Origin of the sequence: Fibrobacter sp. UWB2, assembly GCF_002210425.1 — a bacterium.
GTDB classification, from domain to species: Bacteria; Fibrobacterota; Fibrobacteria; order Fibrobacterales; family Fibrobacteraceae; genus Fibrobacter; species Fibrobacter elongatus.
Window position 1 is genome coordinate 310,991 of the sequence record NZ_MWQK01000005.1, and the last position, 25,356, is coordinate 336,346.

20 protein-coding genes are annotated in these 25,356 nt (G+C 51.2%); 3 read left to right on the forward strand and 17 right to left on the reverse strand.

The annotated features are described in order from the left end of the window. Positions 1 to 114 precede the first annotated feature (114 nt). Entirely contained in the window at positions 115 to 1,227 is a 1,113-nt protein-coding gene (locus B7982_RS11585; RefSeq protein ID WP_233138523.1) for an acyltransferase, read from the forward strand. A 51-nt stretch (positions 1,228 to 1,278) separates the two neighbouring features. Here the strand turns inward: B7982_RS11585 and B7982_RS11590 are convergent, their stop codons facing one another. Continuing rightward, the gene (locus B7982_RS11590) at positions 1,279 to 2,625 is read right to left on the reverse strand and encodes a M18 family aminopeptidase (RefSeq protein WP_088660883.1); all 1,347 of its coding nucleotides are present in this window, start codon (positions 2,623 to 2,625) and stop codon (positions 1,279 to 1,281) included. 66 nt (positions 2,626 to 2,691) lie between these two features. On the opposite strand from B7982_RS11590, the gene B7982_RS11595 reads away from it, so the two are divergent. Next, positions 2,692 to 3,702, forward strand: coding sequence for an MlaD family protein (locus B7982_RS11595; protein ID WP_088660884.1), 1,011 nt, complete (start codon positions 2,692 to 2,694; stop codon positions 3,700 to 3,702). Beyond that, complete coding sequence (locus tag B7982_RS11600) at positions 3,696 to 4,472, forward strand: hypothetical protein (RefSeq protein ID WP_088660885.1); 777 nt, start codon at positions 3,696 to 3,698, stop codon at positions 4,470 to 4,472. Before B7982_RS11595 ends, B7982_RS11600 begins: the two co-directional genes overlap by 7 nt. Before the next feature lies 1 nt (position 4,473). On the opposite strand, the gene B7982_RS11605 is transcribed toward B7982_RS11600, so the two are convergent. The 16 genes from B7982_RS11605 to B7982_RS11680 form a co-directional block, all read right to left on the reverse strand. Further along, the gene (locus tag B7982_RS11605; RefSeq protein ID WP_088660886.1) at positions 4,474 to 5,313 is read right to left on the reverse strand and encodes a hypothetical protein; all 840 of its coding nucleotides are present in this window, start codon (positions 5,311 to 5,313) and stop codon (positions 4,474 to 4,476) included. Between the two features lie 7 nt (positions 5,314 to 5,320). Then, positions 5,321 to 6,208, reverse strand: a complete 888-nt coding sequence (pyrF, locus tag B7982_RS11610; RefSeq protein WP_088660887.1) for an orotidine-5'-phosphate decarboxylase — start codon at positions 6,206 to 6,208, stop codon at positions 5,321 to 5,323. After that, positions 6,208 to 7,455, reverse strand: a complete 1,248-nt coding sequence (locus B7982_RS11615) for an RNA methyltransferase (protein ID WP_088660888.1) — start codon at positions 7,453 to 7,455, stop codon at positions 6,208 to 6,210. The genes pyrF and B7982_RS11615 overlap by 1 nt, the downstream gene beginning before the upstream one ends. Beyond that, positions 7,452 to 9,320 carry a 1-deoxy-D-xylulose-5-phosphate synthase gene (gene dxs, locus B7982_RS11620; protein WP_088660889.1) on the reverse strand — a complete coding sequence of 623 codons (1,869 nt, stop codon included), beginning with the start codon at positions 9,318 to 9,320 and terminating at the stop codon, positions 7,452 to 7,454. The genes B7982_RS11615 and dxs overlap by 4 nt, the downstream gene beginning before the upstream one ends. Further along, positions 9,321 to 10,208 carry a polyprenyl synthetase family protein gene (locus B7982_RS11625; protein WP_088660983.1) on the reverse strand — a complete coding sequence of 296 codons (888 nt, stop codon included), beginning with the start codon at positions 10,206 to 10,208 and terminating at the stop codon, positions 9,321 to 9,323. Positions 10,209 to 10,254: 46 nt separating this feature from the next. Beyond that, the gene (locus B7982_RS11630; RefSeq protein ID WP_088660890.1) at positions 10,255 to 11,883 is read right to left on the reverse strand and encodes a hypothetical protein; all 1,629 of its coding nucleotides are present in this window, start codon (positions 11,881 to 11,883) and stop codon (positions 10,255 to 10,257) included. Continuing rightward, entirely contained in the window at positions 11,880 to 12,716 is an 837-nt protein-coding gene (locus B7982_RS11635; RefSeq protein ID WP_073425402.1) for a TIGR02147 family protein, read from the reverse strand. The genes B7982_RS11630 and B7982_RS11635 overlap by 4 nt, the downstream gene beginning before the upstream one ends. A gap of 98 nt (positions 12,717 to 12,814) precedes the next feature. Further along, the gene (locus B7982_RS11640; protein ID WP_088660891.1) at positions 12,815 to 13,195 is read right to left on the reverse strand and encodes a hypothetical protein; all 381 of its coding nucleotides are present in this window, start codon (positions 13,193 to 13,195) and stop codon (positions 12,815 to 12,817) included. Between the two features lie 9 nt (positions 13,196 to 13,204). Continuing rightward, complete coding sequence (locus B7982_RS11645; protein ID WP_233138524.1) at positions 13,205 to 14,494, reverse strand: GGDEF domain-containing protein; 1,290 nt, start codon at positions 14,492 to 14,494, stop codon at positions 13,205 to 13,207. A gap of 107 nt (positions 14,495 to 14,601) precedes the next feature. Further along, complete coding sequence (locus B7982_RS11650) at positions 14,602 to 15,651, reverse strand: SGNH/GDSL hydrolase family protein (protein WP_088660893.1); 1,050 nt, start codon at positions 15,649 to 15,651, stop codon at positions 14,602 to 14,604. A 74-nt stretch (positions 15,652 to 15,725) separates the two neighbouring features. Beyond that, positions 15,726 to 17,591, reverse strand: coding sequence for a hypothetical protein (locus B7982_RS11655; protein WP_233138525.1), 1,866 nt, complete (start codon positions 17,589 to 17,591; stop codon positions 15,726 to 15,728). A gap of 142 nt (positions 17,592 to 17,733) precedes the next feature. Then, positions 17,734 to 18,423, reverse strand: coding sequence for a hypothetical protein (locus B7982_RS11660; protein ID WP_088660895.1), 690 nt, complete (start codon positions 18,421 to 18,423; stop codon positions 17,734 to 17,736). 302 nt (positions 18,424 to 18,725) lie between these two features. Next, positions 18,726 to 21,443 carry a helicase C-terminal domain-containing protein gene (locus B7982_RS11665; protein WP_088660896.1) on the reverse strand — a complete coding sequence of 906 codons (2,718 nt, stop codon included), beginning with the start codon at positions 21,441 to 21,443 and terminating at the stop codon, positions 18,726 to 18,728. A 13-nt stretch (positions 21,444 to 21,456) separates the two neighbouring features. Beyond that, positions 21,457 to 23,211 (reverse strand): Ig-like domain-containing protein, encoded by a 1,755-nt coding sequence (locus B7982_RS11670; RefSeq protein ID WP_233138526.1) that lies wholly within the window; start codon positions 23,209 to 23,211, stop codon positions 21,457 to 21,459. A 15-nt stretch (positions 23,212 to 23,226) separates the two neighbouring features. After that, complete coding sequence (gene lepB / locus B7982_RS11675) at positions 23,227 to 24,576, reverse strand: signal peptidase I (RefSeq protein ID WP_088660898.1); 1,350 nt, start codon at positions 24,574 to 24,576, stop codon at positions 23,227 to 23,229. A gap of 12 nt (positions 24,577 to 24,588) precedes the next feature. Next, complete coding sequence (locus tag B7982_RS11680) at positions 24,589 to 25,353, reverse strand: LytTR family DNA-binding domain-containing protein (RefSeq protein WP_088660899.1); 765 nt, start codon at positions 25,351 to 25,353, stop codon at positions 24,589 to 24,591. Positions 25,354 to 25,356 lie beyond the last annotated feature (3 nt).

The following is a 25,356-nucleotide window of genomic DNA, read 5'->3' on the forward strand; positions in this document are numbered from 1 at the left end:
ATTCTTTTGCGTAAATTGATTTAGAAATTATAGAAATCTTTCGGGCGATTGCCTTTTACATTGTTCCTATTTTATAAATTTTCATGCTAGGAATTATAAAGGAGAAGGAGCATTATGCCCGAAATAAAGAGCCTGGCGGCCAAAAATCATTCCATTGAACTCGTAAGAATCATTGCGTGCTTGCTTGTCATCATGGCACATAGCCAGCTCAGCGTTGTCGAAGAAAACGCCATTGTCAGCGGAAGACTCGCATTTTCAACCATTATCGCAGACGATGTTCCGCTATTTTTATTGGTGACCGGGTTCTTTCTCTTTGGGCGCATCAAATCCGACGCCGACATTATCCCGACTTTTCCCTACAAGGCAAAATCATTTCTCTCACGCGTTTACATCCCGACCCTCGTCTATATCCTAATTAGCATTTTCTATCGCCACTTCACAGAGACGCAATTGCCTACTTCAAGTCTCGATTGGGATTATTTATGGCGTTTTATTTTCAGGCTCGCGCCAGGTGACCATCTGTGGTACATTTGTACTTACATGTCCTTCATTTTCTTTTTCCCTATGCTAGCGTTTGTCTGTCAAGACAACCCACAAAAGAACAAATTAAGGCGCACTTTACTTGCCATCGCCATTGCAGGCGCTGTAGTTAGCGACATTCAGTATTTTTTCAAGATGAGTATGTTTGAGCTCGACAAATTCCTTTGGGGTTACTGCACCATATTCCTCATTCTCGGGTACGAACTTTCGCTATTCATCCGCAAGTTTGACGATCGACAGAAAAAGCTTTTAGCGATGGGAATCGCAATTTACTTACTTGGATTTTTGATAAAGTTTGGACTGCAGAATTATATGTTCAGCCATTACGGATATGTCGACAACAAATTCCGTTGGCTCCAAAGCTCGCTATGTTTTGTGACAGCAACGGGAATGTTCATGACCGTGTATGCACTCGGCACATGGATTAAGCAAAACAGCATCATCGCACGCATCATCAATTACATCGGTTCCTGCACATTTGCAATTTATCTTTTCCATATGCTAGTCCTTAACAGCACCTGGAACTTCCGCGGAATGCTTTGGAGAAACTTTCATTACACAATGACGCTTCCGAACATCACAGCATATTACATTGTCAATTCACTAGCGGTATTTGGCATAACGCTAGCGATTGCGATTGTTTTTAAATACGTTGTCGAAAAGCCCGTTGCAAAACTATTTAAATAAAGGAGATGCCCGTTCAGCGACGGGCATGACAGGCTTCGGCAAGCAAGACTACTAGCAATACAAAGCTTCTACAAGCTTAATCATGTCTTCGTGGTCGCTTGCGGCCATCATCTCGCGGATGCTGTGCATGCTGAGCATGGGCTCGCCGATATCGACCGTCGGGATTCCGAGATTTGCAGAAACCGTCGGACCGACCGTCGAGCCGCAAGGCATGTCGTTTCGCATAATGAAAACTTGAAGTGGAATTCCCGCTTTTTCACAAAGCAAACGGAGCTGAGCAGAGCTCATCAGGTCACTCGCGTAACGCTTTTGTGAGTTTGTCTTGAGTACAATGCCCTTGCCCAACAGCGGAGCGTGATTCGGCTCGTGCTTTTCCGTGTGGTTCGGATGCTCGGCATGCGCCATGTCGATAGAGAGCGCGATGGACTCTGCAAGGTACGAAGTAAGAGGTCGGGCATGTCCCTTTGATGTAAAGGTTTCATGGATCCTATCGGGGCTTTGCCCCTCCAGGATGACATCCCTAACATTGTCATTCTGGAGCGAAGCGATAGAATCCAACACACTTTTCAAGAAGTTACCGGCAGCTCCTTCGCGCGTGTTGGAACCGACTTCTTCGTTGTTAAAGAAACACGCAACAAGGCAATCGTTTTCAGCGGATGTCGCAGACACCATCGCTTCGGCAATGGCATGGCAGCTGCTCAAATTATCGAGCCTTCCAGAATAAATCCATTCGTCGTTAAAGCCGCCGCGATTTGCGGGCTGGGCATCAAATAGCTGCACGTCAAAATCAATCAATCGAGCGCCTTCCGGGAGTTCCTTTTCAAGCGCCTTCACAAACAAGTTCTTGCGGTTTTCAGAAGCACTACTGCCCGAGGCACCCGTCCACAACGCATTGAAATCTACCTGCGGATTCACCTTGAGGCCGTCCTGATTCACACCACGGTTCAGGTGGACCGCCAACTGCGGAATCCTGAAAAGTTTATCACCGCGGAACAGTTTCGTCTTGAGCGTATTCGACTTGTCCGCCGAATCTACATACGCAAGCATCCCCGCATAGCCAAGGTCGCGATCAAGCCAGCTCGTGTAAAGCGGAGAACCGTAAACCTCCGTATGGAGCGTGCACACACCCGCATTCACGCCATCTGGATTCGGGGAAATCTTGAGCGTCGGGAAGTCCGTATGCGCAAGCGCAATCCTGAACTTCGACGTGTCACACCACTGTTTTGGCGTACGGAACGCAATGACCGAACCTTCGCGGCACACGAAATAGGCTTTTGCGGGTTCAAAATTTGCTGCGAGCCCGATTTCTGCAAAAGAATTTGCCTTAAAAAACGACTTCAAAGCGTCTACGGTATGGTACGGCGTTACAGCAGTATTCAAAAAATCAAAAAATTCCATATTTCCTCGAAAAAAATCAATTAAATTCAATTTGACAATATAATCTATTTATATTTCACGAAAGCAATGGTATTTCAAAAGATAAAACAGATCAACTGGATGGAAATGTCCGGCCTCCTGGTCGGCGTTGTCAGTACTGTTGCCGTCATGATTTTTTCGCTAGTGCTTTACCACTACCTTTACGACAAGAACGTCGGTGTCATCAAGGATGAATACAAGCTTTACAGTACATTCGACAAGGCGCTGGGCCTTAAAAAAGGAACGAGTGTACAAATTAGCGGCGTCGATGTCGGTCGTGTAACCAACGTTTCTATCAAAAAAGATGCAGCGGGGGCCATATCCGATAGCGTGCTCATGGAATTCTCCATCGAGAAGAAATACCAAAACCTCATTACCGACAGTGCAAAAGCTTACGCCATCCGCGACCAGAACCTGATTTCGGCCCGAGTCATCAATATCGACATTAAGAAAAATAAAGGCCACGTACTTGAAGACAAAGGCATCTTATCGGCAGGCAAGGCTCAAGATATTGAAACCGTCATTCAAGCCGCAAACGATCTTTTGGCCCGCGTCAACCGACTTGTGGACGCCGCCGACGAACTCGTAGCCATGGCTCTTGACACAGGCACGACCATGGGCGCACTGTTTGGATCTCGCGCTCTTTACGACAACTTGAACCGCCAGCTTTACCGACTTGACGACATCACCTTACTCGGTAAGAACGTGCTGAAGAAGACTTCCTTCTTGCTCGACACAATGAATACCGGCGTTCCGACGCTCCTTAGCCGCGCAAACGAAGTCACAAACAACGTAGGCAACTTGCTCGACGACTTCAAGCCGCTACCGAGCCAGGTCACATCACTTTTAAATTCCATGGATTCTACCGTCGGACGTGTAGACCACCTCGTCACAGACTTCGGTACGGTCACAACCGGACTGCAAGACTTTATGAACACGACGGAATCCACATTGCAGAGTGCAGACGACCTAATGAACGGCATGTCCAAGATGTGGCTTTTGAAAGGCAATGTTCCTAGGCATGATTCTGTGCCCTTTGTCGTGGAGACGCTATGGTAACGAAGGCTTTGAAAATCGCCCTTTGCGTAGCGCTTAGCGGAGTCACCGCATTCGCCACGGAATCCGGGAAGCTTGCCGGACGTGCGCAGAAGTCCATCAAGGCAGGGAATTTTGCCAAGGGCTATTCGCAACTCGAACGCGCTCTTATTGCAAGCCGCAAGGAAGCGGACAGACGTTCTGAAGGCCGCATTATCATCGCCATGGGTCAAGTCCGCACAATGAGTCTGGACTATAGCATGGCCGATTCGCTCCTGAATTACGTCCAGAACGAAGGCATGGACCGTTCGACGAGAATAATGCTCGTCAAGGCCAAAATGGCTCTGAAAAATGCGACCGAAAAATACTCGGACGCTGTATCACTTTGTGAAAACGTCAAGGAAGACGAACTCAACGGAATTGACGACAACCTGCAGGGAGCTTTCTATTCGGAATGCGCCATCGCTTACGCAGGCGCCCACAACGACGAGAAAGCCAAACAGGCCCTCAAGATGGTCGGCAAGTGCACCGACGATGACACAGGAATTTACTACTGGACGGACGCCCGTCTAACAGACCTGCAAGAGTCTGGCGATGCCGATGCCATTTACCGCAAGGCCGAAGCAAAATCCGTCGAAGCCAACACTCCCTACACGACCGCAAACATCCTTTATTACCGCGGAAAGTTCCTGAGCAAATCCAACCCGTCTGAAGCACGCAAGCTTTTCGACCGTTGCAAAACAGCCTTCGAACTGATGGGACTTGAGAAAAATTCCGCACGCTGCGGGAAATAATTTATTTCTTTTCTAAAGAATCCGCGACACTTACTTTAGCCGTATCCGCGGCGGAAGAATCTGCGGCAGGTTCTTCGACCTTTTTCATGGCCAGGAGACGGTTGTAAACGACAACCGGCGGGATGCGGCCATCAAGCATGCCATCGACAAGGTATTTGACCTTCTGGTAATTTTCGTCCTTGTCGTAGTCGTTAATCAAGCCCTTGTAACCGAGAAGCTTGAGAATCTTCACATAAAAGCTTGCACGGAACTTCTTGAAACGCGGTTGCATCACGTCGTTCAAGATAGTTTCAAGCGCAGTCTCGGTCTGCATAGAGTCAAGTTCAAAGCTGCGGTAAATCGTGCGAATGTGATCGGGAATCGTTGTATCTGGGCTATCGAAATACTTGCGCATCACGTTCGCGGCTTCGGTCCTGTTGGGGTACGGACCACGAGCGAGACGGAGTGCAAAGTAAAGCGAAAGGCGCCAGTTTTCAGGATAAACGCGAGTCGCACGGCGGAGTACCGAGAAGTCCGAAGTATCGGGAGCATCTACGGGCGTCACGCCACCGACAAAATAATACGGCGTGTAGAATAGCGAATCCAGGCTCGTCGAAAGTTCAGCGACATGGCCGAGATACGCATATTCCCTGCCGGTGAGGTAGCTTTCACCGAGTTCGGTGAGGCCCTTGATCCAGAAGAGCCCCGCTACCGAAGCGTCATGCCCTGCAGCTACATAGCGAACAGACGAAGCCTTCGGCAAGAAGGATTCGTCAAAGTTCGTGCCAGGCAACGGCTTGGCGTAATGGAACGCAAGCGCGATGATGGCAATAGCAGTTATAATAGCCGCAAGGAAACGCATAAGTTAATTAAAGCTGGCAAGCCTCTGCGAGTTTTTCGAGTGCATCGACGCAATCGTTCGCATAGTTTGCCGGCGTGTCGTTACGCTGCCAAGCAAAGTTCAGGCCACTGCTCGAGTTGAGCACATGGAACTTGCGCTTGCCGCCACCGTTTGCGATAGCGTTGAGCACGGTCTTTGCATCGCCGCCCTGGCCGCCCGGCACGCCCGGAATGGACACGCCTGGAATGAGGAACGGGATTTCGTGTTTGTGAGCAACGGTGTAAGCCGTAATCTTCTCAAGTTCTTCCGGGTGGGTTGCACCGACAACGGCACCAAGGTATCCCTTGTCAGCATCCCATTCCATAATCTTGTCCGCTACGGAATAGAACGCTTCGGCAACGTCGCGCGGATCGTCACTGCGAGTAACAGGCAAATCCTGGAAATCGTGAGCGCCCTTGTTGCTTGTGCGGAGGAGCACGTAGGCACCGTTTTCGCTATCTTCGCGAATGAACGGACCGACGGAATCGGCACCCATCCACGGAGAGACGGTCACGGCGTCTGCACGGTAAACATCGTAAGCAGCGTTGGCGTAGGCGGCACTGGACTTGCCAATGTCACCGCGCTTTGCATCCAAGATAACCGGAATGCCGGCGCTTCTGTAATCAGCAATGAGCTGCTGCAAAACGAGCATCGACTGCACGCTCACGCATTCGTAATAAGCGCTGTTCGGCTTTACGACAGCCGGCTGCACGTTACGCTTGAGGCAGCATTCCAAGATGTCGGAATAGAAGCGCTTGATGCGGTCTTCGGGAGTGCCTTCGAGCGGAATGAGCTTGAGCACAGGGTCCATGCCCATGCACACCGGGTTACCGCACTTTGCAATACGCTGTTCAAGGCGATCGTAAAAGCACGTCATTACTTCAATTCCTCCTGAATCTGAGCGGCTTCGTAAGAGAGAATGCCGTGTGCGACAGCCACATTCAGAGATTCAAGTTCACTGCTCATCGGGATCTTCACCGTTTCGTCGGCAAGTTCGATGAAGTACGGGTTCGTGCCAGCACCTTCGTTACCCACGAGGAAAGCCATCTTGCGGAGCTTGTGAGCCGGGATTTCGCGGAGGGACTGCTTAGCATGCAAATCCGTTGCGATGATGGTATAGCCCTTGCTACGGAGGAAGTTAATCTGGTCCACGAGATCCACGTCGAATTCAAACGGAACGCGGAGGAACGTGCCCGAGGAACCACGAACGACCTTCGGGTTGAACGGGCTCACGGTACCACGACCGAGAATCATGCCCGAAGAATTGAAACCGAGGCTCGTGCGGAAAAGCGTGCCGAGGTTACCCGGATCCTGCACGGCGTCCACAAGCGTAAGCACGCTGCGGCTTGTTTCGTAGACCGGCTTCTTACTTGCGATGTTGCAGTAAGCAATGATGCCCTGCGTCGTCATCGTCGAAGAGAGGCGCTTCATCTGGTCTTCGGTAAGAGTGTGGAGCGTAATTTCAGCTTCGTTAATAGCTTCGATGAGTTCTTCGTTTTCAAAGCCTTCAACAACGTAAACAGAAATCACGAGTTCGCGGTGGTGCTTCACGAGTTCTTCGACAACGTGAACGCCTTCGCCAAGGAACTTGCCTTCGCGTTCGCGACCCTTTTCAGTCGTGCAAGCGATGAGGCGCTTGAACCACGGCGGTGTAGAGCCTGCATCTTCAACGGCTTCAATCTGGGCGGCACGTGCTTCGAGTGCGGCTTCGTCCAAGTTCTCGTCAACGGCTTCCTTCTGTTCCGGACGCTGACGGTAGACCGGGGCGTTCATGGCACCGCGCGGTCCGCGGTTAAACGGCTTGTCGCCAAAGCGGCGCGGACGGCGGTCACGGTCAAAACGGCCACCACCACGGCGTTCTTCACGGTTGAACGGACGGCCTTCGCGGTTTTCATCGCGGTTGTCGCGGTCGAAACGGCGTTCACCACGGTCAAAGCGGCGGTCGCCGCGGTCGCGGTCAAAACGACGGTCGCCACGATCCCCACGGAACGAGGGCTTGTCGCCAAAGGAACCGCGTTCGTCGTCGTTACGGCGAGGGCGGCGTTCAGGAGCTTCACTGACTCCGAATTTACGATCCAGCGTGATTCTTACAGTACGCTTCGGTTTGTTTTCTTCTTCACTCATAGTTTTTCCATCAACTGTTTGGCGACGGATTCCCCGTCAATTTCTAAGATCTTGTAGAGAGCCTTGATTTCTCCCTGTTCAACGAATCTGTCCGGAAGACCAAACCGGTACAGCTTCTTGTCCGTATAGCCGAGATCGGACAAAAGTTCCGCAATGGCTGAACCATAGCCACCCACCTTCGTATTGTCTTCGAGCGTCACAATGACATTGTGGCTGTCAAACAGCGAACGGTAGCATTCCTGGTCGAGCGGCTTAATAAAACGGGCATCCACAAGCGTCGGGTTGTATCCGTTTTCACGAAGCACGGCGGCTGTTTTCTTGAGTTCATTTGTCATGAAGCCGGCGCCCAGAAGGAGTATGCCGGAGCCCTTCTCAAGAATCTTGGGGCTTTTATAGTCGAACGGTCCTTCCGAGGGGACAAGCTCTGCAGCAAGTGCAGTGCCTCTCGGGTAGCGGATAGCCACGACACCTTCCATATCGATGGCGGCAGTCAACATGTCGCGCAGTTCATTTTCGTTGGAGGGTGCCAAAATGGTCATTCCGGGAACAGTCCGCAAGAACGACAAGTCAAAGGCGCCATGATGCGTCGGACCGTCTGCACCGACAAGGCCGGCACGGTCGAGCACAAGCACCACATGCAAGTTCTGGAGTGCAATGTCGTGGATAATCTGGTCGTAGGCGCGCTGCATGAACGACGAGTAAATCGCGACCACAGGCACAACGCCATCGCAAGCCATGCCCGCCGCAAACGTCACGGCATGCTCTTCGGCAATGCCCACGTCAATCACGCGGTCCGGGAGTTCCTTTGCGACGATATCCATGCCGCAGCCCGTAGGCATTGCAGCCGTGATACCCATGATGCGCTTATCCTTGCGGGCAAGCTGCAAAAGCGTATTGCCAAACACGCTCGTGAGAGACGGGTTCGGATTGCCCGGAGCAAGCGGGAGCCCGCTTTCAGGGTCAAATGCGCCGCAACCGTGATACTTCGTCGGATTCTTTTCGGCGGCGTCAAAACCGCGGCCCTTCTCGGTCAGCACGTGCACAAGGCACGGACCCTGCTGCTGCTTGACGCGTTCAAGAATCATCACAAGTTCATCGATGTCGTGACCATCAATCGGACCAAAGTAGCGGATGCCGAGGTCTTCAAAGAAGCGACCTGGCTTCACGGCGTTCTTCGCCGCGTTCTCGACCTGCAAGAAAAGGTCACGGAAGCGGGAACCCAGAATGCCCGGCAAACGGTTCATCAGGCGATCCAGGTCGGTACGCATCTTGTTGTAAACCGGGTCCGAAATCACGCGGTTCAGGTACTTGCTAAAGCCACCAATGTTTGGGGCGATACTCATCTTGTTATCGTTCAAGATGATGGTCATGTTCTGCTTGGAGGCGCCAACGTTATTGATCGCCTCGTAAGCCATACCACCCGTCATGGAGCCATCTCCAATGACAGCGACCACGTTGTTGTTGCGGTTGAAATGGTCGCGCGCAACGGCAAAGCCGAGAGCCGCAGAAATAGACGTCGTGGCGTGGCCCGCCCCGAAGCAGTCGTAAACGCTTTCGTTCCTCTTGAGGAAGCCGGAAATGCCTCCCTGCTGGCGCAAAGTATCGAATCGGTCATAGCGGCCGGTCAATAGCTTGTGCACGTACGCCTGGTGCCCCACGTCCCACACGATCTTATCGTCGGGTGCGTTGAACACGTAGTGCAGCGCAAGAGTCAGTTCAACAACGCCAAGACTCGACGCCAAATGACCACCGTGCTTAGCCACTTGACCAATGATGGTCTCGCGGATCTGCGCGGCGAGATGGTTCAGTTCCTCGACGGAACAGTGCTTCAAGTCCTGAGGCGACTTAACGTCTTTCAGTTCCATTTATTTCACTCGCGTGATGATGTATGCCGCTATAGAACGGAGGATGGTGGTATCGCATGTGAGGCCATCCAAAGCCTTGATGGATTCCTCGTAGAGTTCCCTAGCGCGTTCCCTAGACTTTTCCAGTCCAACGATGGACGGGTAAGTAGCCTTGCCCTTTTCGATATCAGACCCGGCATCCTTGCCGAGTTCTTCGGTCGTAGAGACAATGTCCAGAATATCATCCACAATCTGGAAGGCAAGCCCGATGGAGCGACCGTAGTTGCGGATGATTTCCATATCCTTTTCGCTTGCCTTTGCAAGCATTGCACCCACGAGGAGAGAGGCTTCGATGAGGGCCGCCGTCTTGTGGTAGTGAATGTAATCGACAATTTCGAGATCGACAGTCTTGCCTTCGCATTCGATGTCGGTCATTTCGCCACCGATCATGCCGTACGTGCCGAGCAAGTGAGCAAGGAGCTCAATCGCCTTTGCGTTACCGGTCTTGCCCATCATCTCGAAGGCGTGGATGCAGAGGGCGTCACCTGCCATCACGGCAGTAGCTTCGCCAAACTTCTTGTGGCTTGTGAGCTTTCCACGGCGGTAGTCGTCGTTATCGACACACGGAAGGTCATCGTGGATAAGGCTGAACGTGTGGAGCATTTCGAGAGCGCTCGTTGCAAGCCAAATCTTTTCTCCCTTGCCGCCAAACATGTCGAACGTGGCCTTAGCAAGTCCCGGACGCAAGCGCTTGCCGCCTGCGAACATGGAATAACGCATAGCCTCGTGCAAACGGCACGGACGGTCCTTTACTGGGGGGAGATGTTCATCAAACTTCGCCTCGGCATCTTTTGCGATGCGGGCGAGATATTCCTGAGCAATTTTTGCTTCTGATTCAATAGACTGCATGTGCACAAAGATACTTAATTCGAGGCGCACTTAAAAGGTCTAATTTTTAGAAAAGAGCGCCATAAAGCACTATATCGTCCAGATAGAATTCTGTTCCATTTCTTACGAAGAAATGCAGCTGGCGGACATCGTCCTTGAGCGTATTCCAAGCGATATAGCAGTTGCTCACATCCTGGGCGGTATAGCACAGGTCATCGTATTTCACGACATAGCGCGTCCATTTCTGCGAATTCAGGTCCTTCCATTCCGAGGCGGCCTTGAGCGAGAGCCCAGCGACTTCGGATTCACGGGTCCAGTTTTCAAGAGACACGCGAATCTGGCCCGAGCCCTTGGCATAGAACGAAATAGAATCGAGCGTGGAGAGGTTCCAGCCTTCGTCGCGGAGGAACATGCCGGTCAAAACCCAAGCGTAAATATTATTCGTTCCCACCAGGTTGTACTTTCCGTGGAACACCTTGGACTTGCGCTCGTTATCCGTATCGAACGACTTGGACAGAATCTTGGAGCCAACAGAATCCGTGCTAAAATACCAGTTTCCGGTATCCTTCACGTTTTCGAAGTTCTGCATCACGACATACGGGTAATCGAAATCAGCAGAGCCCTTGGAAGGCGCAATGCGCTTTGTTACATACAAGCTATCTTTAGTAGTGACAACATAGATATCGAGCGAATCATTCGTCGGGAGTGTCGGGAGTGTAAACGTTCCTTCTTCGTTCGTCTTCGTCAAGACGTCAAGGCCATAGACACCCACCCAGGCATACTTTTCACCGGCATGGAGCGTCACGCGGCTCATGTAATTTGCCGTCTCCTGGAGCTTAACCGTATCAAGCTCTGCAATCTGCTTTGCCGAAAGCACCTTGGAATAGGCGGCACCCGACTGCATCACCGTGAGGCGGTAATCGCCAGACTTCAAGGAATCAATGACAAAGAGACCATCCTTGTCAGCATAGGCGTCCGCTTCGGCAATGACGTTACTCACGTGCAGAGAATCGACACGGGCGTGAGCCTTGCGGATTGCAAGCGATGCATACGGAACAACCTTGCCATCTGCCACCGCCACAAACTTAACCTTCCCGGCGTACGGGTCCGGCTTTTCGGGCTGGAGGTCAATCATTTCCGTTTCGTTCGGCGAAAGCTTTACGGACAAGTCTTCATAGACCGTGTTGTCGTCACCGCGCAAGAAGTACACCTGCAACGAGTCGTTCGACGGCAACTGAGCGAGCATAAAGCGTCCCGTCGAATCGGAGCGCACAAGCACGTCCATGCCGCGCACGCCCACCCAGACGTAGTCGCATTCTTCAGGCACTTCGGCCAAGCCGCCAAGGGCTGCCGTCGGTTCAAGGTTCACACTACCCAAGGTCGTATCGCCCGAGTAAAGTCCTGTGTATGCCGAACCGCCATACACGATCGTCAAGCGGTACTTGCCTTCCGGAGCCTCGAACGAGAAGTTACCGAGGGAATCCGCGTAGAAGTCCGCGTTCACAATTTCATTAGTAGCGCTATCGGCCGTCGAAGTGTGATCAACACTCCTGACCGCCACACGAGCATAGGACGCCACAGCACCATTGCCCAAGTAGGCAATGCCGTTCGTCGTTTCGCTGCCGGGGCCTCCTGCGACCTTATCCGAGCAGCTCCAAAGCATAAGAGCTGAAAGTATGCAGGCTAGCCTTTTCATTTTGACTTCTCCTGCAGTTTCTTAGTAAAAGCAAGCGGGAACAGCTGAACGTTCAGCTGGAACACCGTATCGTCACCCGTACCATCTTGAGAAAGACGCAGCAAGTCCGAGCGGAACTCCTTGATCTTTTCGCGAATGAGCTGGATATCGTTCATGTTGAACGTCATCGTCACCGTGCTGATATCGCGCAGAGGAGGCGCATGCCGTTCAAGCGATTCACCCGCGAGGCGAATCGTCTCCTTCTGGAATGTCCGAACCGCTTCGGATCTCCAGTTACCACCTGTACTCACAAATGTATCATTCACTTTCCAGTACCCGTCCTTACCCTCAGAAATCATGTTCAGGTCGTGCAGGAGCTTGATAGCATCCTTCGCCTGCTCCACCGTGATAGCCGGCGTGCAGCATTCGGCAAGACCTTCATAATCATCTTTAAAATTACAAATACCAATTACAGAACGGATAGCGTTGTAGTACCAATGGCGGTAAAATTCAAGTTCTTTTTTGGCAAGGCGCTTTAAAGGGATGCCCTTCAGTGCCTGCATCTTCTCATAATGGTTCAATGCTTCCTGGTCGCTTTTCGCACGACCGAAGTACACAAGTTCCGACCAGTAGGCAGTTTCCTTCTCGTCAAGCTCGAAGAATTCGGCCATCGGCTTGATGAAGTTTACCGCGAGGTGGATCTTGCCCTGCGAAATACGGAGGAGGTTGCCGGGGTCTGCACCGAGCTTCATAGCCATGTATCGCCAGGATATGACGGTCTTACGCTTCTTGAAATCTTCAAAAGCATCCCTAATCCATTCGCGATAATCGGTATATTCAAAAATCGGTTTCACAGAAATTCCTCACGGCGAGCTGCCGACACTAGACAATGCGGGCGGTTTGAACCTCTATAAAGATATCTATATATGGTTCAATAGGTTAGGGTCGCCCGCTATCGTTCGTTGTCGAATATTACAACGGGCGCCGAACCACCAGAGCAAGTCGCCTGCCATGTACATTCCGGGAAATCACGAAAACGGGTGTCGCCACAGCGGCCATCAAAGGCAAGAGCGCCATTTTCATCCAGGAGGTAAATGACTTCGTAGGAGATTTCGACGAGCTTGGACTTGAGAACCATAGGGTCGCTCATCACCTTCGACGTGATTTCAATCACACACTTGTCTTTCAGTTCTGACTGTTCGGCAGCATCGTCAATTGCACTCCAATGGAGCTGGACCTGCTTGAAGTTGTCCACTTCGGGGTGCTTGGTACACGAAACGAGCAGCAAGGCAAACGCGACAACAGCGACAGCAAAGAGCCAACGGCGAGCCATATGAACCTCTTAATGGTTACGCCTGAACGTTGCAACCGTCACGCGGTTACGTCCATTTTCCTTCGAAGAGTAGAGCGCCTTGTCCGCACGAGCAATGAGGGATTTCGGGTCTTCGCCCGGCACCATCTCGGTCACGCCAAAGGAGCAAGTCACCTGCTGCTGCGTGATAAGCGTAGAGGCTTCAATAGCCTTGCGCAACTTTTCGGCGAGGAATGCGGCATTCTGGATGCTCGTATCGTCGCTCAAGATGACAAATTCTTCACCGCCCCAACGCACGAGCGAGTCCGTATTGCGGATCATGCCCTGCACGAGCTTTGCGAGGTTCACGAGGACTTCGTCACCGACGAGATGTCCGTAAGTGTCGTTCACGTTCTTGAAATGGTCGATATCGAAAATCATGAACGAGACCGGCGTACCCGTGCGGTTCAGCTTTTCCTGTTCGCGGAGGAGCACGCCACTAAAGCCAGCGCGGTTGAGGCAGCCCGTGAGCGGGTCTTCCTTACTCGACTTTTCGTATTCGCTCTTTTCGATTTCGAGAGCAATGAGGTTCTTCTTGAGTTCCTCTTGCTTCTTCCTGTTCATAGCACGTTCACGGCTATAGTCAAAGAACCTGATAATCAAGATGATAAGGAAGGTGACAAACCAAAGGGCGACAAGCGTCGTCACGAGGTCCACCTGCGAAATCTTCTTGCCCTTGAAGCGGAGACCCTTGATCTCCCAACCGCCATAGCCAAGCGGAGCGTTTGTACCCGTCTGGATTTCAATGAGCGGGATGTTCGAAAGGTCTACACGGGCCTTGTGGACGTTGATTTCGTTCTGGGAGACCCACCAGCCTGCCACGCGGAATTCCTGCGGGACGAACACAGCCGGATACGGTTCCTTGGTCGGGATAAATTCGATTTCGTTGAACTTGAGGGAAGTTTCGTCGTTCTTGCGATAAAGGGCGCTATCGTAACCGCGCATGTAAAGGCGGACAGACCCCTCGTTACGCGGCTTGAGCCACACGAAAATGCTATCGTAGTTGGAGAGGTCACGGCCCATGGTCTTGCCATCGCCGAGATAAACCTTGATACCCACATACGGGTAGGCATACCCCTCGCGGAGTTCGTACTCGATAATGACAGAGCTATCGGTACGGGTCATGGATATAGCAGACGTACCCCCATCCACAGAGTCGGCACTAGCCACCACGTAAGGGTATTCGCCAAGATTGATTTCGAGGACGTCGTCTAAGAAATGCCTATATGCAAACATGGCTACAGCTGTAACCACAAGGAGCACAATAATCAGGAAATTCATCCTGAAAAGGGCATAGACTTTTCGCATAACTTTAGAAGACATAATCACATATCCAATTTAGGGATCGTACGATTAAATATACAAAAAAGGTTTTTCATGTCTCAAAATTATCTCGAAAGCCATCGTCCAAGCCGGGCTATTATGGGCCTCAAGGTGTTCGCGAGCTCTTCCTGGGAATGGGTGTCGGGGTGGCCATGCAAGCCGACATTCGACGTAAGCACGTGTTTATACTCCAAATCCTTGTGACCGGACGCAATTTGAGCCTCGTAAATAGACTTTATGGTCGGAGCAAGGTCATCATTGGGCCATACTTTCGTAGAAACAAGCAAGAATTTCACGCCGGGGTGAGCCTTACGAAGCTTATCAAGCAATTTAGTGTACGCTTTCTTGAATTTTCCTTTATCTGCATACGGCGGATTACCTTGAAAATCGTTGATTCCTTCGAAAATCACGATGACTTGCGGATGGAACTTTTCCAAATCCCAGCGTTCTGGTTTCGGATACGAGGTGACTGAGCCCATGACCGTGTAATCATAGAGGCGTTCGTACGTCCATTCGGGCACCATATTGTCGTAGTTGCGCACAAGGCCGCGTCCGCTGTAGGCATTCACCTGGTAGTCGGCATTAAAACCGCTAGCAAGGAGGTAGGCGTAGCTCTTGGAAGCGTTCGTCTTGTCGAACTCGGGAGCGTCTTCGGCGGAGGAGCCTTCGCAGCCATAGCCTGCGGTAAAGGAATCGCCGATGAACTCGATGCGGCGACTGGACGGTTTGGGGGCTTCGCCAAATTCACCATCGACGGAAATGCCGTAAAACTTGATTTCGGGAACGCCGCTTTCGCTAATTTTGATAAAGCGATACTTATGGAAATTGCCATCGTCCTCTACCTTGATCGCGCGTTCTTCCTTGGAATCGACTTCGAACTGTTCAACGGGCTTGCCGTCGCGGTCTAGGCGCCAGCGGGAATGACCTTCGACCGTAAACGTAATCTTTGAAGCCTTGGCGTTGAACGTGATGGATGCGGCAGGCGCACTCGCACGGCTTACGCCGTTATCATGGGCCCAGCGGCCATTGAACAGAAGGTTTTCCATAGAAGAGGATGCTCCGAAAGAGTACGCGGCAAGCGCACCCAGGAAAAGGAATATGCGGACAAGATTCATTGAAGGAATGATAGAAATAAAAAGGAGATGCCGGCATGACAACACCCAAAACAAGGATGACGGGAAGTTCGCACTTACCCTTGCGGGGCGGCGGCTTTCTTGCTCAGGACCTTGATTTCTTGAATAAACGAAAGGTCGAGCGAGAACTTTTCTTCCTTGCCGCTTTCCTGGATTTCGACCATCGACGGGGATTTTGCGAGGTGGAGCGCATGCACGTAGAACATCTTTTCTTCGAGCTTTGCGTTTCGCTTGGTCTTGTCCATGATCTTGGCTGCAAGCGGAGTACCCACAGTCTTTGCGTAACGGAGAACCTTCACGAGGTCGAACGTGCTCAACTTCTGATAAACGCTACCGTACTTGGTAGAATCCATCGTCGCCTGGGCAGAAGCTTCGTCAGCTTCGTCGCGCAATTCGTAGTCAATCTTCTTTGCTTCGGGCCATGCAATCGAGAATTCAGCCTTCCATTCTTCTTGAGCGGCAGGCGTGCGGTTTTCGGTCGATTCTCCAGCATACGGGAAGAAGCCGTAGTTCTCGAGAATTTCGAAAGCACGAGATTCCAGTTCCGGATTCAAAATGAAGCCGTAACCCGGGATGTATTCCTCGGTGCATTCCATGAACTGCGGGAAGCGGGAAAGTTCGCTAAGGACTTCCTTGCTTTCGACCTTGAGGAGTCGGGCGGTGCGAACCTTGGCGCCGTAGAACGAGGCGTTCCATTCGGCAAGTGTCGAGGAGACGTTCTCAGGCGGCTTAAGCCAGCTGCGGAGATTTTCAACTTCGGATTCCGGGAAACCGCTCTTGAGGCCAGCGACGTACGTTTCTTTTTCGAGCGTGAAGCAGAGGAACGTTTCGTCGTTCTTGACTTTTGCAAGGCATGCGAGGGAGTAGAGCACGCGCGGAGCCATGCCAGTCGAGACGACCAAGTCAAAGTTCGGGAGCGCGGTGAGGTTTGCTTCAGGAATCGAAGCGATAGAGGTTTCGAGCCAGTCCTTGCCGGACTTGCTCACGACAACGGCAGTCACCTTGCCTTGAGCCATGCGGAAATCAACAAGGCCCAAAATCCAGAGTTCGCAAAGCGGGCGCGGCAGGAATTCCCACGGCAGCACCTTGTTCTTTTCTTGCAAGCGGTAGGACGGATCCATCACCCAGAAAAGTTGTGCGGCGTCAGCAGCGGAGAGGCCTTCGCCAATGCTAGTAAGCAAGCGAGCACAAAGGTCGCGGTCGCCATGGAAACGTTCCTTGATCCACCAGGAAATCACGTCTTGATGAAGACGGAAACCGTTCTTGTGGATAAAGTCAATAGCGGTTGCGGACGGGAGCAAGAAGGTGTTTTCGCGTTCGAGCCAGCCGTTCTGCACGAGGAAGCTGAAGATGAGCGAGATTTCCTGTTCGCAGGCCTTTTCAGAAGCGTGACGGGAAGCGGTAAACACTTCGGCGCAAATCTGGCGGCCACGGCGATGGAGCGTTCCGTTCGTGTTGATGCGGAGCTGCTTCTTTTTTGCGTTCGCGAGCACGACGCAAACATGCCAGTCCAATAGATTCTGGTAAGAAATCAGCGGAGACGTTGTGTCGATTTCGCCTTCGGGCTTGATGTCAAAGCAACCAATAAAATCGCTAAAACCCATGTAAATTGGGGTGCCGCCCACGAAGGAGCGATAAAGCACGTATTCACGGCACATCGTGAGGAGGAACGTCTGGAGTTCGCGGTTCTTGCTCACAGGAACCGTCAGTCGAAGTTCATTAAACGCAAGGCCTCTGGAGCCGCTATTATAAATCAAGTTCAGGCAGCGACGCTGCCACATTTCCATCTTGGAAAAGAGTCCCGCAACGCGTTCCTTGTCGGAATAGTAAGAGAGCGTTTCGGACTGGATGAGAGCATTGTTTAAAAGGCCCTTTTTGCCGAACGCCTTCGCGTGGGCGTTACGAAGCAAGGGCTTGGACATTCCATCAAAAAAAGCACTTAAATCAAACATTATGCACCTTAAAGCAGGGTGCCAAATATAATAAAAATCACGCGGTTAGTTAAGGGGCTACTCACGTGAACAGGTGTGAGAAATGGGGGAGGGTTCCGCCCTTAGGGGTATGTTAATCATTGTTCAAAGGTCCACAATGCAATTCAGGATTCTTTTCCTTTTTTTCCCAGCATTTTAGCAACTCAATTTTCTTTTTTACCCGAATTTCATCACCTCTGCATCTACCAGCGTACAAATCTTTTAGATACGCATAATAATCTTGTTCAGACCTAGGACTATAGTATATATTGCTGACAATAATGAAATCAAAATGTTTATTTTTCGAGGCCCCGTATTTTCCACGCCATAGCAACAATCTACCCATATATTCTCCTGTTACAGGTTTTTCAGCAGATTCTGCTATTAGTTTTTTCTCTAGGCTATCAATAATTTTTATTTGCTCTTCATTTAATTTTATATACGATTCACAATAATCAGACCATAGTATATCACCACCAATTTTATTTTTCGAATAAATAAACGATTTACTACCATATAAATAAATCAACAAATCATCCTTTAAAGAAAAAGCACTATCATTAGCTGCATAAGTATTTAAGAAATCTTCTATTGCCACACCCATATAAAATTTGAAACGTTCTTTTTCATATTTGCAATATTCAGGCAAATCCCCTTTTGTAAAAAAGCCATGTTCCTTGCACTCTTCGTTTAGAACCTCTACATCTTTTTCGCCACATCCAGCAACAAATAGAGAATTAAACAACATAACAATAAAGGCAAAAAGTCTAACTGCATTCTTCATTTTCTATCCACTTTAAATATTCAACTACTTTTTACACATTCATTTTAACAAATCAATATACAAAAATTCGTTTTTCCTACAAAAAAGGCGATGCCGCAACAAGTGCGGCATGACCGTGTTGTAAGAATGTGTATGCGAATGCCCGCGCGGCGGCGGGCATGACAATTCACTGGATCCTTCGACTTCCCCTATCGCTACGCTCCAGGGTTCGCTCAGGATGACACATTGCAAAGCAGTTCACTTCGGCGGGCTCAGTGAACTTGAAGCGCCCCCGGAACAAGTCCGGGGTGACAACGCAAGATTTACTTCACGAAGCGTTCGATGTCGGAGACGGAGCCTGCAATGCGGTTCTTGAAATTCCAAATGCGGGCGAAGGTCTTGCCGTAGCGTTCGAGGACAACGCGGTTGTCCAAGATGAGGACCTTGCCAGAATCGGAATCGGAACGCAAGAGGCGACCCATGCCCTGACGGAGTTCGATGTAGGCTTCCGGGATAAAGTAATCCTTAAAGAAGTTCTTGTTTGCAGCCTTCATCTCGTTCGTGAGTCCGGCGACAAGCGGATCGCTCGGGTTCGGGAACGGGAGCTTCGTAATGACGAGCAGCTTGAGCGCATCACCCGGGAAGTCCACGCCTTCCCAAAGGCTCTGGCAACCGAGCAAGCAAGCGCCGCGTTCCTTGCGGAACATCGCGACAAGCCCATCGAGCGAGCCATCGACATGCTGGCAGAGCAAAAGCTTGTTGCGTTCAGCAAATGCTGGGGCAAGCACAGCCTGCGCCTTCATCATCGTTGCGACACTTGTGAAGAGCACCATCGTGTTTTCTTCGACATTCGGGAGCACCTTCAAAAGCGTATCGTTCAAGGCATCGCCAAATTCCGGAGCCGAAGGCTTCGGGAGGAACTTCGCGACCATCACGGAGCGGCGTTCGTTCACGTCAGACTGTTCCGTATAAACGCGCACGAACGGCTGTTTGCCCAAGCGCAAATTGTCCATGCCCATCTTCTGCAAGAAGTACGTGAGGTCAGCCTGCACAGAAAGCGTTGCAGACGTAAACGTTGCAGACTTGATCCACGGATAGAACTTTTCTTTCCAGACGCTGCCGGAGTGGAGCGGGAGCGCATGCAGCTTGATGGTATGCGGGTTGAACGGTTCTTCCATGTAGAAGACCCAGTCGTTGCGACCCGCCTTTGTGACAAATTCAAAGTCAGAGATGAAGTGGCTGATTTCAGTCATGCGGCTATCGAGATCACTCACGATACCCTTGAGGCCGTCCATGTTCGCAGTAGCGGCAACGAGCTTTTCGGCAAAGCCACGTGCATTATTGTACTGCTCGAGGAACGTTGCCGGGTCCGCTTCGTATTCAGCGAGGATGCTGTTCGTGTACGTAAAGCCGCTACGGCCATTCTTCTGCTTGGCAAGCTTCTTACCGATTTTCATGAAGAAGCGGTGCAGAGCCTTTTCGGCTTCGCCAAGAGCTTCGGAGAGCTTGTCGCAGATTTCATGGAGTTCCGGCTGTTCTGCCGGGATACGGCTTGCGATTTCTGCAATGAGACCATCGCCACCCGCCTTGGAAGGTTCAAGCGTCTTCGCGATATTTCTGAATCCGAAGAACGAGATGGAACGGCCAAACACCTGGTTGCTGATTTCGGGCAAGCGGTGGGCTTCGTCAAACACGATGTGTTCGTAAGATGGGAGCAATGCAAAATCGAGCTGCAGGTCCGAAAGGAAGAGCGAATGGTTCACAAGCACCATATTTGCATTCATGGCCTTGCGCTTTGCAATGAGCGCCGGGCAGTTTTCGTGATGCGAGTGGTTTTCGCCGTTGCAGCAAGAGGCGCTGCAAGAAAGCTTAGACCAAAGCACACGATTGCGGCTTTGGCTAAAGGAATTGCATTCGTTGATGTCGCCCGTTTCGGTCGTGAGGACCCACGGAATGAGCGCCATAAAGGAATCGCGTTCTTCGGCGGAGAGGAGCGTCTGCGGGTGCATCAGCAGTTCTTCGAACTTGCGGAGGCAAAGGTAGTTGTCACGGCCCTTCAAAATTGCCGGGCGGAGTTCTCCATTGTAAATCTTTGCAATCTGCGGGATGGCTTCGGTCCAGAGCTGTTCCTGCAAGGTGCGCGTTGCCGTACTGATAAGCACGCGTTCACCCGTGATAGCCTTGTTTGCTGCGGTAATGAGGTAAGACAGAGTCTTTCCAGAACCGGTCGGAGCTTCGAGCACGCAGAGGCCGCCCTTGTACATGTTGCGTTCCATGACCGAGGCAAAATCCTGCTGGTTGTGGCGCGGCTTGTAATCATCGACGACAAACGAGATGAATCCGCCTTCCTTGAAGAACTCGCTTACGCGCGGAGCCTTGGACTTGGGCAATGCTTCCAATGCAGGGGCTGTCGGCAACTTGTATTTCGGAGGAGTAAGTGTTTCGACGTTCGATGTGAAAAGCGTCTCATAGCCAGAACCCTTTGCCACCTTAGAAAGGGCATCGTAAATCCACGGGTCCATCGTAGAAATCTTTTCGAGTGCCTTCACGAACAAGCGTCCGCAAGCATCGGCATCGGGCAAGGCGCGGTGGGCACGGCTACGTTCAATGTTCAGTTCCTGCACGAGCGTATCGAGGCGATGGTTCGGCACATCCTGGAAAGCAATGCGCGAAAGCGTGAGCGAATCCCAGAACACATGGGAATCGTAAGAAATCCCGACCTTCGTAAACGTCTGCTTTAAGAACTTGGAATCGAAAACGGCATTGTGCGCGACAATCGGGAGGTCTCCGACAAAGGAGCAAACCTGGCCTGCAATCGTTGCAAAATCCGATGCGTTTTCCAGATCGGCCTTGTTAATGCCGGTAAGCGTTTCGATAAAGGGGCGGAGTTCCGCAGAAGAGGGTTTCACCAGGAAATCGAGATTTTCCTTCGGTTCGCCATTTTCAAAGCGAACGAGCGCGACCTCAATGATTTCGTCTTTCTCGAAATCAAGACCTGTCGTTTCCAAGTCAAGCGCTACAAATGCGGGAATCTTTACCATCTTAATCCATCCTTTAAGGCAATGCCGGCAAATTCGGCATCAGTTGTTCTAAATCGTTTGCACCACTCTTGATTTTAAGTGTATCAAGCGGGGCTCGCCAAGCAGAACCAAATCTGAAGGGATTGAGCGATCCGCCATCAGGCAAATCGGTCCCTTTGTCTGCATAATAATAGTCAATAATATAGCCGCCCTCAACGAGGTCGCTAAATGCGAAAGCCCCATAACGGGAGCACTTTGCATATTCAAACTTTCCGGTTTCGGCAGACTTGAGGCGGACAATAGCGCCTTCCTTTGCACCGGGAATACGGCCCACCATCGAGGCCAGTTTCAACTTAGAAATCGTCTCGAACGTAAGCTTGCTTTGATACTTTGTCTCAATCACGGTATCGCGAACGCCATTGCTATCGGCCTTTGCCAAAGTCGTATCCTGATAGCCACGCAACAAGGAGAACTTAGAATCGGTTGGCCAGCGCTCGCTGCGTTTGACAACATAGCGAATCGGGTCAAGCTTATGGACGGATACCTGAGTCGTATCCTTGTTCTCGACGATAAAGAACATATCCTTCAGGGAATCGAGTACCGGCTTATTGTAAATCACGACAAGGGAATCATCCGGGAACGCATTTTTCGCCTTCCCCATGATCTTGACTGTCTGGATAGAAGGATCAAGTGTATCGCCTTCCATTTCCTTCCATTCGATTTCGGCATAGTTACGAGCCGTATCCAAAGCGCGGTTCAGGGAATCGTGAGCATTGAGGCATGTAAACTTGTACAGGACCTCGTCCTTCGGCTTCGGGTCAAAGTAGAAACGCGGAGCGCTCGATGTTCCGAGATACACAAGTCGCGGATAAAGCGTATCGCCCGTGGACGAAGAAAGGTAACAGTTGGACGTATCGGCAAACGCGGAATCGAAATACACACGGCGCGTAAAGTTTGCTTCGAGAATGTTTGCAAACGGCTGTGTGACGTTATCCATTTCCAGGAGTGTCGTATCCTGGTCGGCAAGTGCAATCCACAAGGTATCCTGGGTAGATTCCTCAAGGTTCAAGTCCGATATCCACACGCCCGCAAGTTCCGACGAGGGTTCAATCTTGTGGTTGCCATTTCCATCGACAAAAGCGACAACGCGGTAACGCCCGGCCTTGAGGCCCGTAAACGTAAAGCTACCGATGCTATCCGCTGCCGTGAGGTAAAGCGGCTCTTCCTTCGTGAGCATCGGGAGGGAATCGAGCACCTTCGTGGTCGTATCGCGATACTTTTCGAGATAGCGTTTGGACTCACGTTCAGGGCCCATCAGATAAAGGCCGACGCTCGGATAAGCTTTTTTGCGGACAAGGGAATCGCTCACCATCACGCGACCAGAAATAGAAAGCGAATCAATCGTAGCACCCGTCGAGAACACCACCTGGAAAGGCTTTGCAAGAGCGTTTCCGCGCAAGTCCTTGATACCACCCGCAAATGTCACGGTGTAAGTCGTACCGGTATCGAGTTCCGCACGCGAATAGACTTCAAGCGTCTTGCCGTGCACTTCGTAACGCAACTTCTTTTCGATCGGAGGCGAAATAGTTATGGCCCCACGCGGAATCGAAGCATTAATCCATTCGTCAAATTCAAGTTTCACATAAAGTTCATTCGGGTGGTTCGCCGTCTTCGGCGCAGGCAAGACTCCAGCCACACGCGGCGGGAGCTTATCTTCGGGACCGCCTGTCGGAGCCACTTGCGTTGCGCAAGCGGCAATCATCAGGCACGACGCCAAGAAATATGCCACACTCGAAAACTTCATTTACTTGATCAGGTCGATAATCTTGCCAATGCGGGTGAAACGGATACGGAACGGGATGCGCCACCAGGTGAGCGGATTTCCAAGGGCAAACTTCCCATCATCATTTTCAAACGAGAAGTAGATGACAAAAGCCTTTGCGCGGATGTTGCGGAGCGAGACCACGCCCCAGTAGCGGCTATCGGCAGAGTTGTCGCGGTTATCGCCCATCATGAAGAACTGCGGGTACTTCACGACATAGCGGTCAATCTTTTCGGAACCCAAATAAAGGCTGCGCTGGATTTCAAAATGGTTCTTTTCGACAACTTCAGCAGAATCCGTAGAATCCTGGACAGGCGTTACCGCATTCAAGCGCTTCACGTTGCCTTCGAGGTCCTGGAGGACGGAACCTTCAAACGACACATAGCTTACCGGGCGCGTAAAGCCGCTATTCAACTGCGGATCGTGCGGGTCGATCAAAGGCAAAAAGCCAATCTTCGTAATTTCCCTAAAATAGCTGAACGGCATGGCGCCAGATAACGTATCGCCCTGCATAAAGCGCTGCTGGCGAACAGTCCTATTCCGGTCGTACATCGACTGCAACAAAAGACCGCGGTCATTTTCGACCGGGAACCTAAAGTCCGTAAACACGTAATTGTTGTTTTCGCGGCCATCGCGCAAAAGCGAAAGTTCCAGGCGCACAGAAGAATCCGGATTTTCTTGTGCGACAAGCGAACGCAGCCACCAGAGCTTAATCATCGGGAGAGAATCGACGAACAGCGTATCGCCCACCGAGGGCACCACAAATTCTTCGACCTCGTCACGCGGAGAAAACGTGCGCACACTGGCAGTCCACTTTCCGAATGCCGGGAGCGAATCCTGACGCTTGCCATTCAAGAAGAGCTTGCCGCCATGTACGGCAACAGTATCGCCACTCACGGCAACACAGCGCTTGATGTAATCCTTCGGGCCATCGCCGTAATGCACAATATGCGGCTGGCCATTTTCTGGAGAATGGTCCCAGTAATAATTGCCGAGCATGAGCGCATTGAACAAGTGCGTGTAGCGCTTGGGATTGTTATCGGGATATTCAGGCTCACCCGGATAGCGGAAGATAACGACATCGCCATGCTTGGGTTCGGCGTATCCCGGGAACTTCTGGTTCGAGAACGGAATCGGGGAACCATAAGTAAACTTGAGACCCAGCAAGAAGTCTCCCGTCTTGAGGGAATCTTCCATAGAACCGCTCGGAATCTGGAACGCCTGGATGACGTACTGGATAACGATTAGCGCAAGGACGACAGGGACAATAACTTCACGCGTAAAAGATTTCAAAAACTTCTTTGCTGATTTTTTTTCAGGTATCTGTTCCATCAAAACTCCAAATTACAGACTCTTAACAGTCTTTACAAAATTTCGGCTCACCGTAATCTGCGTGCGATTCTTGTCACGCAATACGATGCACAGGCGGCCGCTATCCGTCTTGCGGATTTCGGCGATATAGTCAATAGCCACCAGGTGCGCACGATGCACACGGACAAACTGGCGCGGGTCCAGACGCTTTTCGAGTTCCACAAGCGTCTGGTCAATCACATACTGCGATGTAGTCGTGTAAGCGGTCGTGTACTTTTCTTCGCTCTGGAAACGGATGACCTCGTCCATGTTCACAAGCAGAATGCGGTCGGACTGCTTGACCTGCAAGCGTTGCATGTACAGTCCGCTTGCGCTCATCAGTTCCTTAAACTTGTCCCACGAGAAATCGGCAGGCACGCCCTGGCCGCTTTCGTGCGGCATACGCTTGCGGAGCTTGCCCATCGTCGCCTGCAGACGTTCGGGATCGATTGGCTTGAGGAGATAATCGACGACATTCTCTTCGTAAGCGCGGAGGGCAAAATTATCATACGCCGTCGTAAAAACGATGAGCGGGATATCATCTTCGTTGAGCGACTTCAGGACTTCGAACGCATCCATGTCGGGCATCTGGATATCCAGGAAAACGACATCCGGATCGAGTTCGTGGATTTTCTGAATGGTCTGCGCACCGGAGGATGCTTCACCAAGAATTTCAATTTCGCCCGAATACGCTTCGAGCAGAGAACGCATGCGTACGCGAGCTAGAGGTTCATCATCGGCAATCAGGGCAGTAAACATATT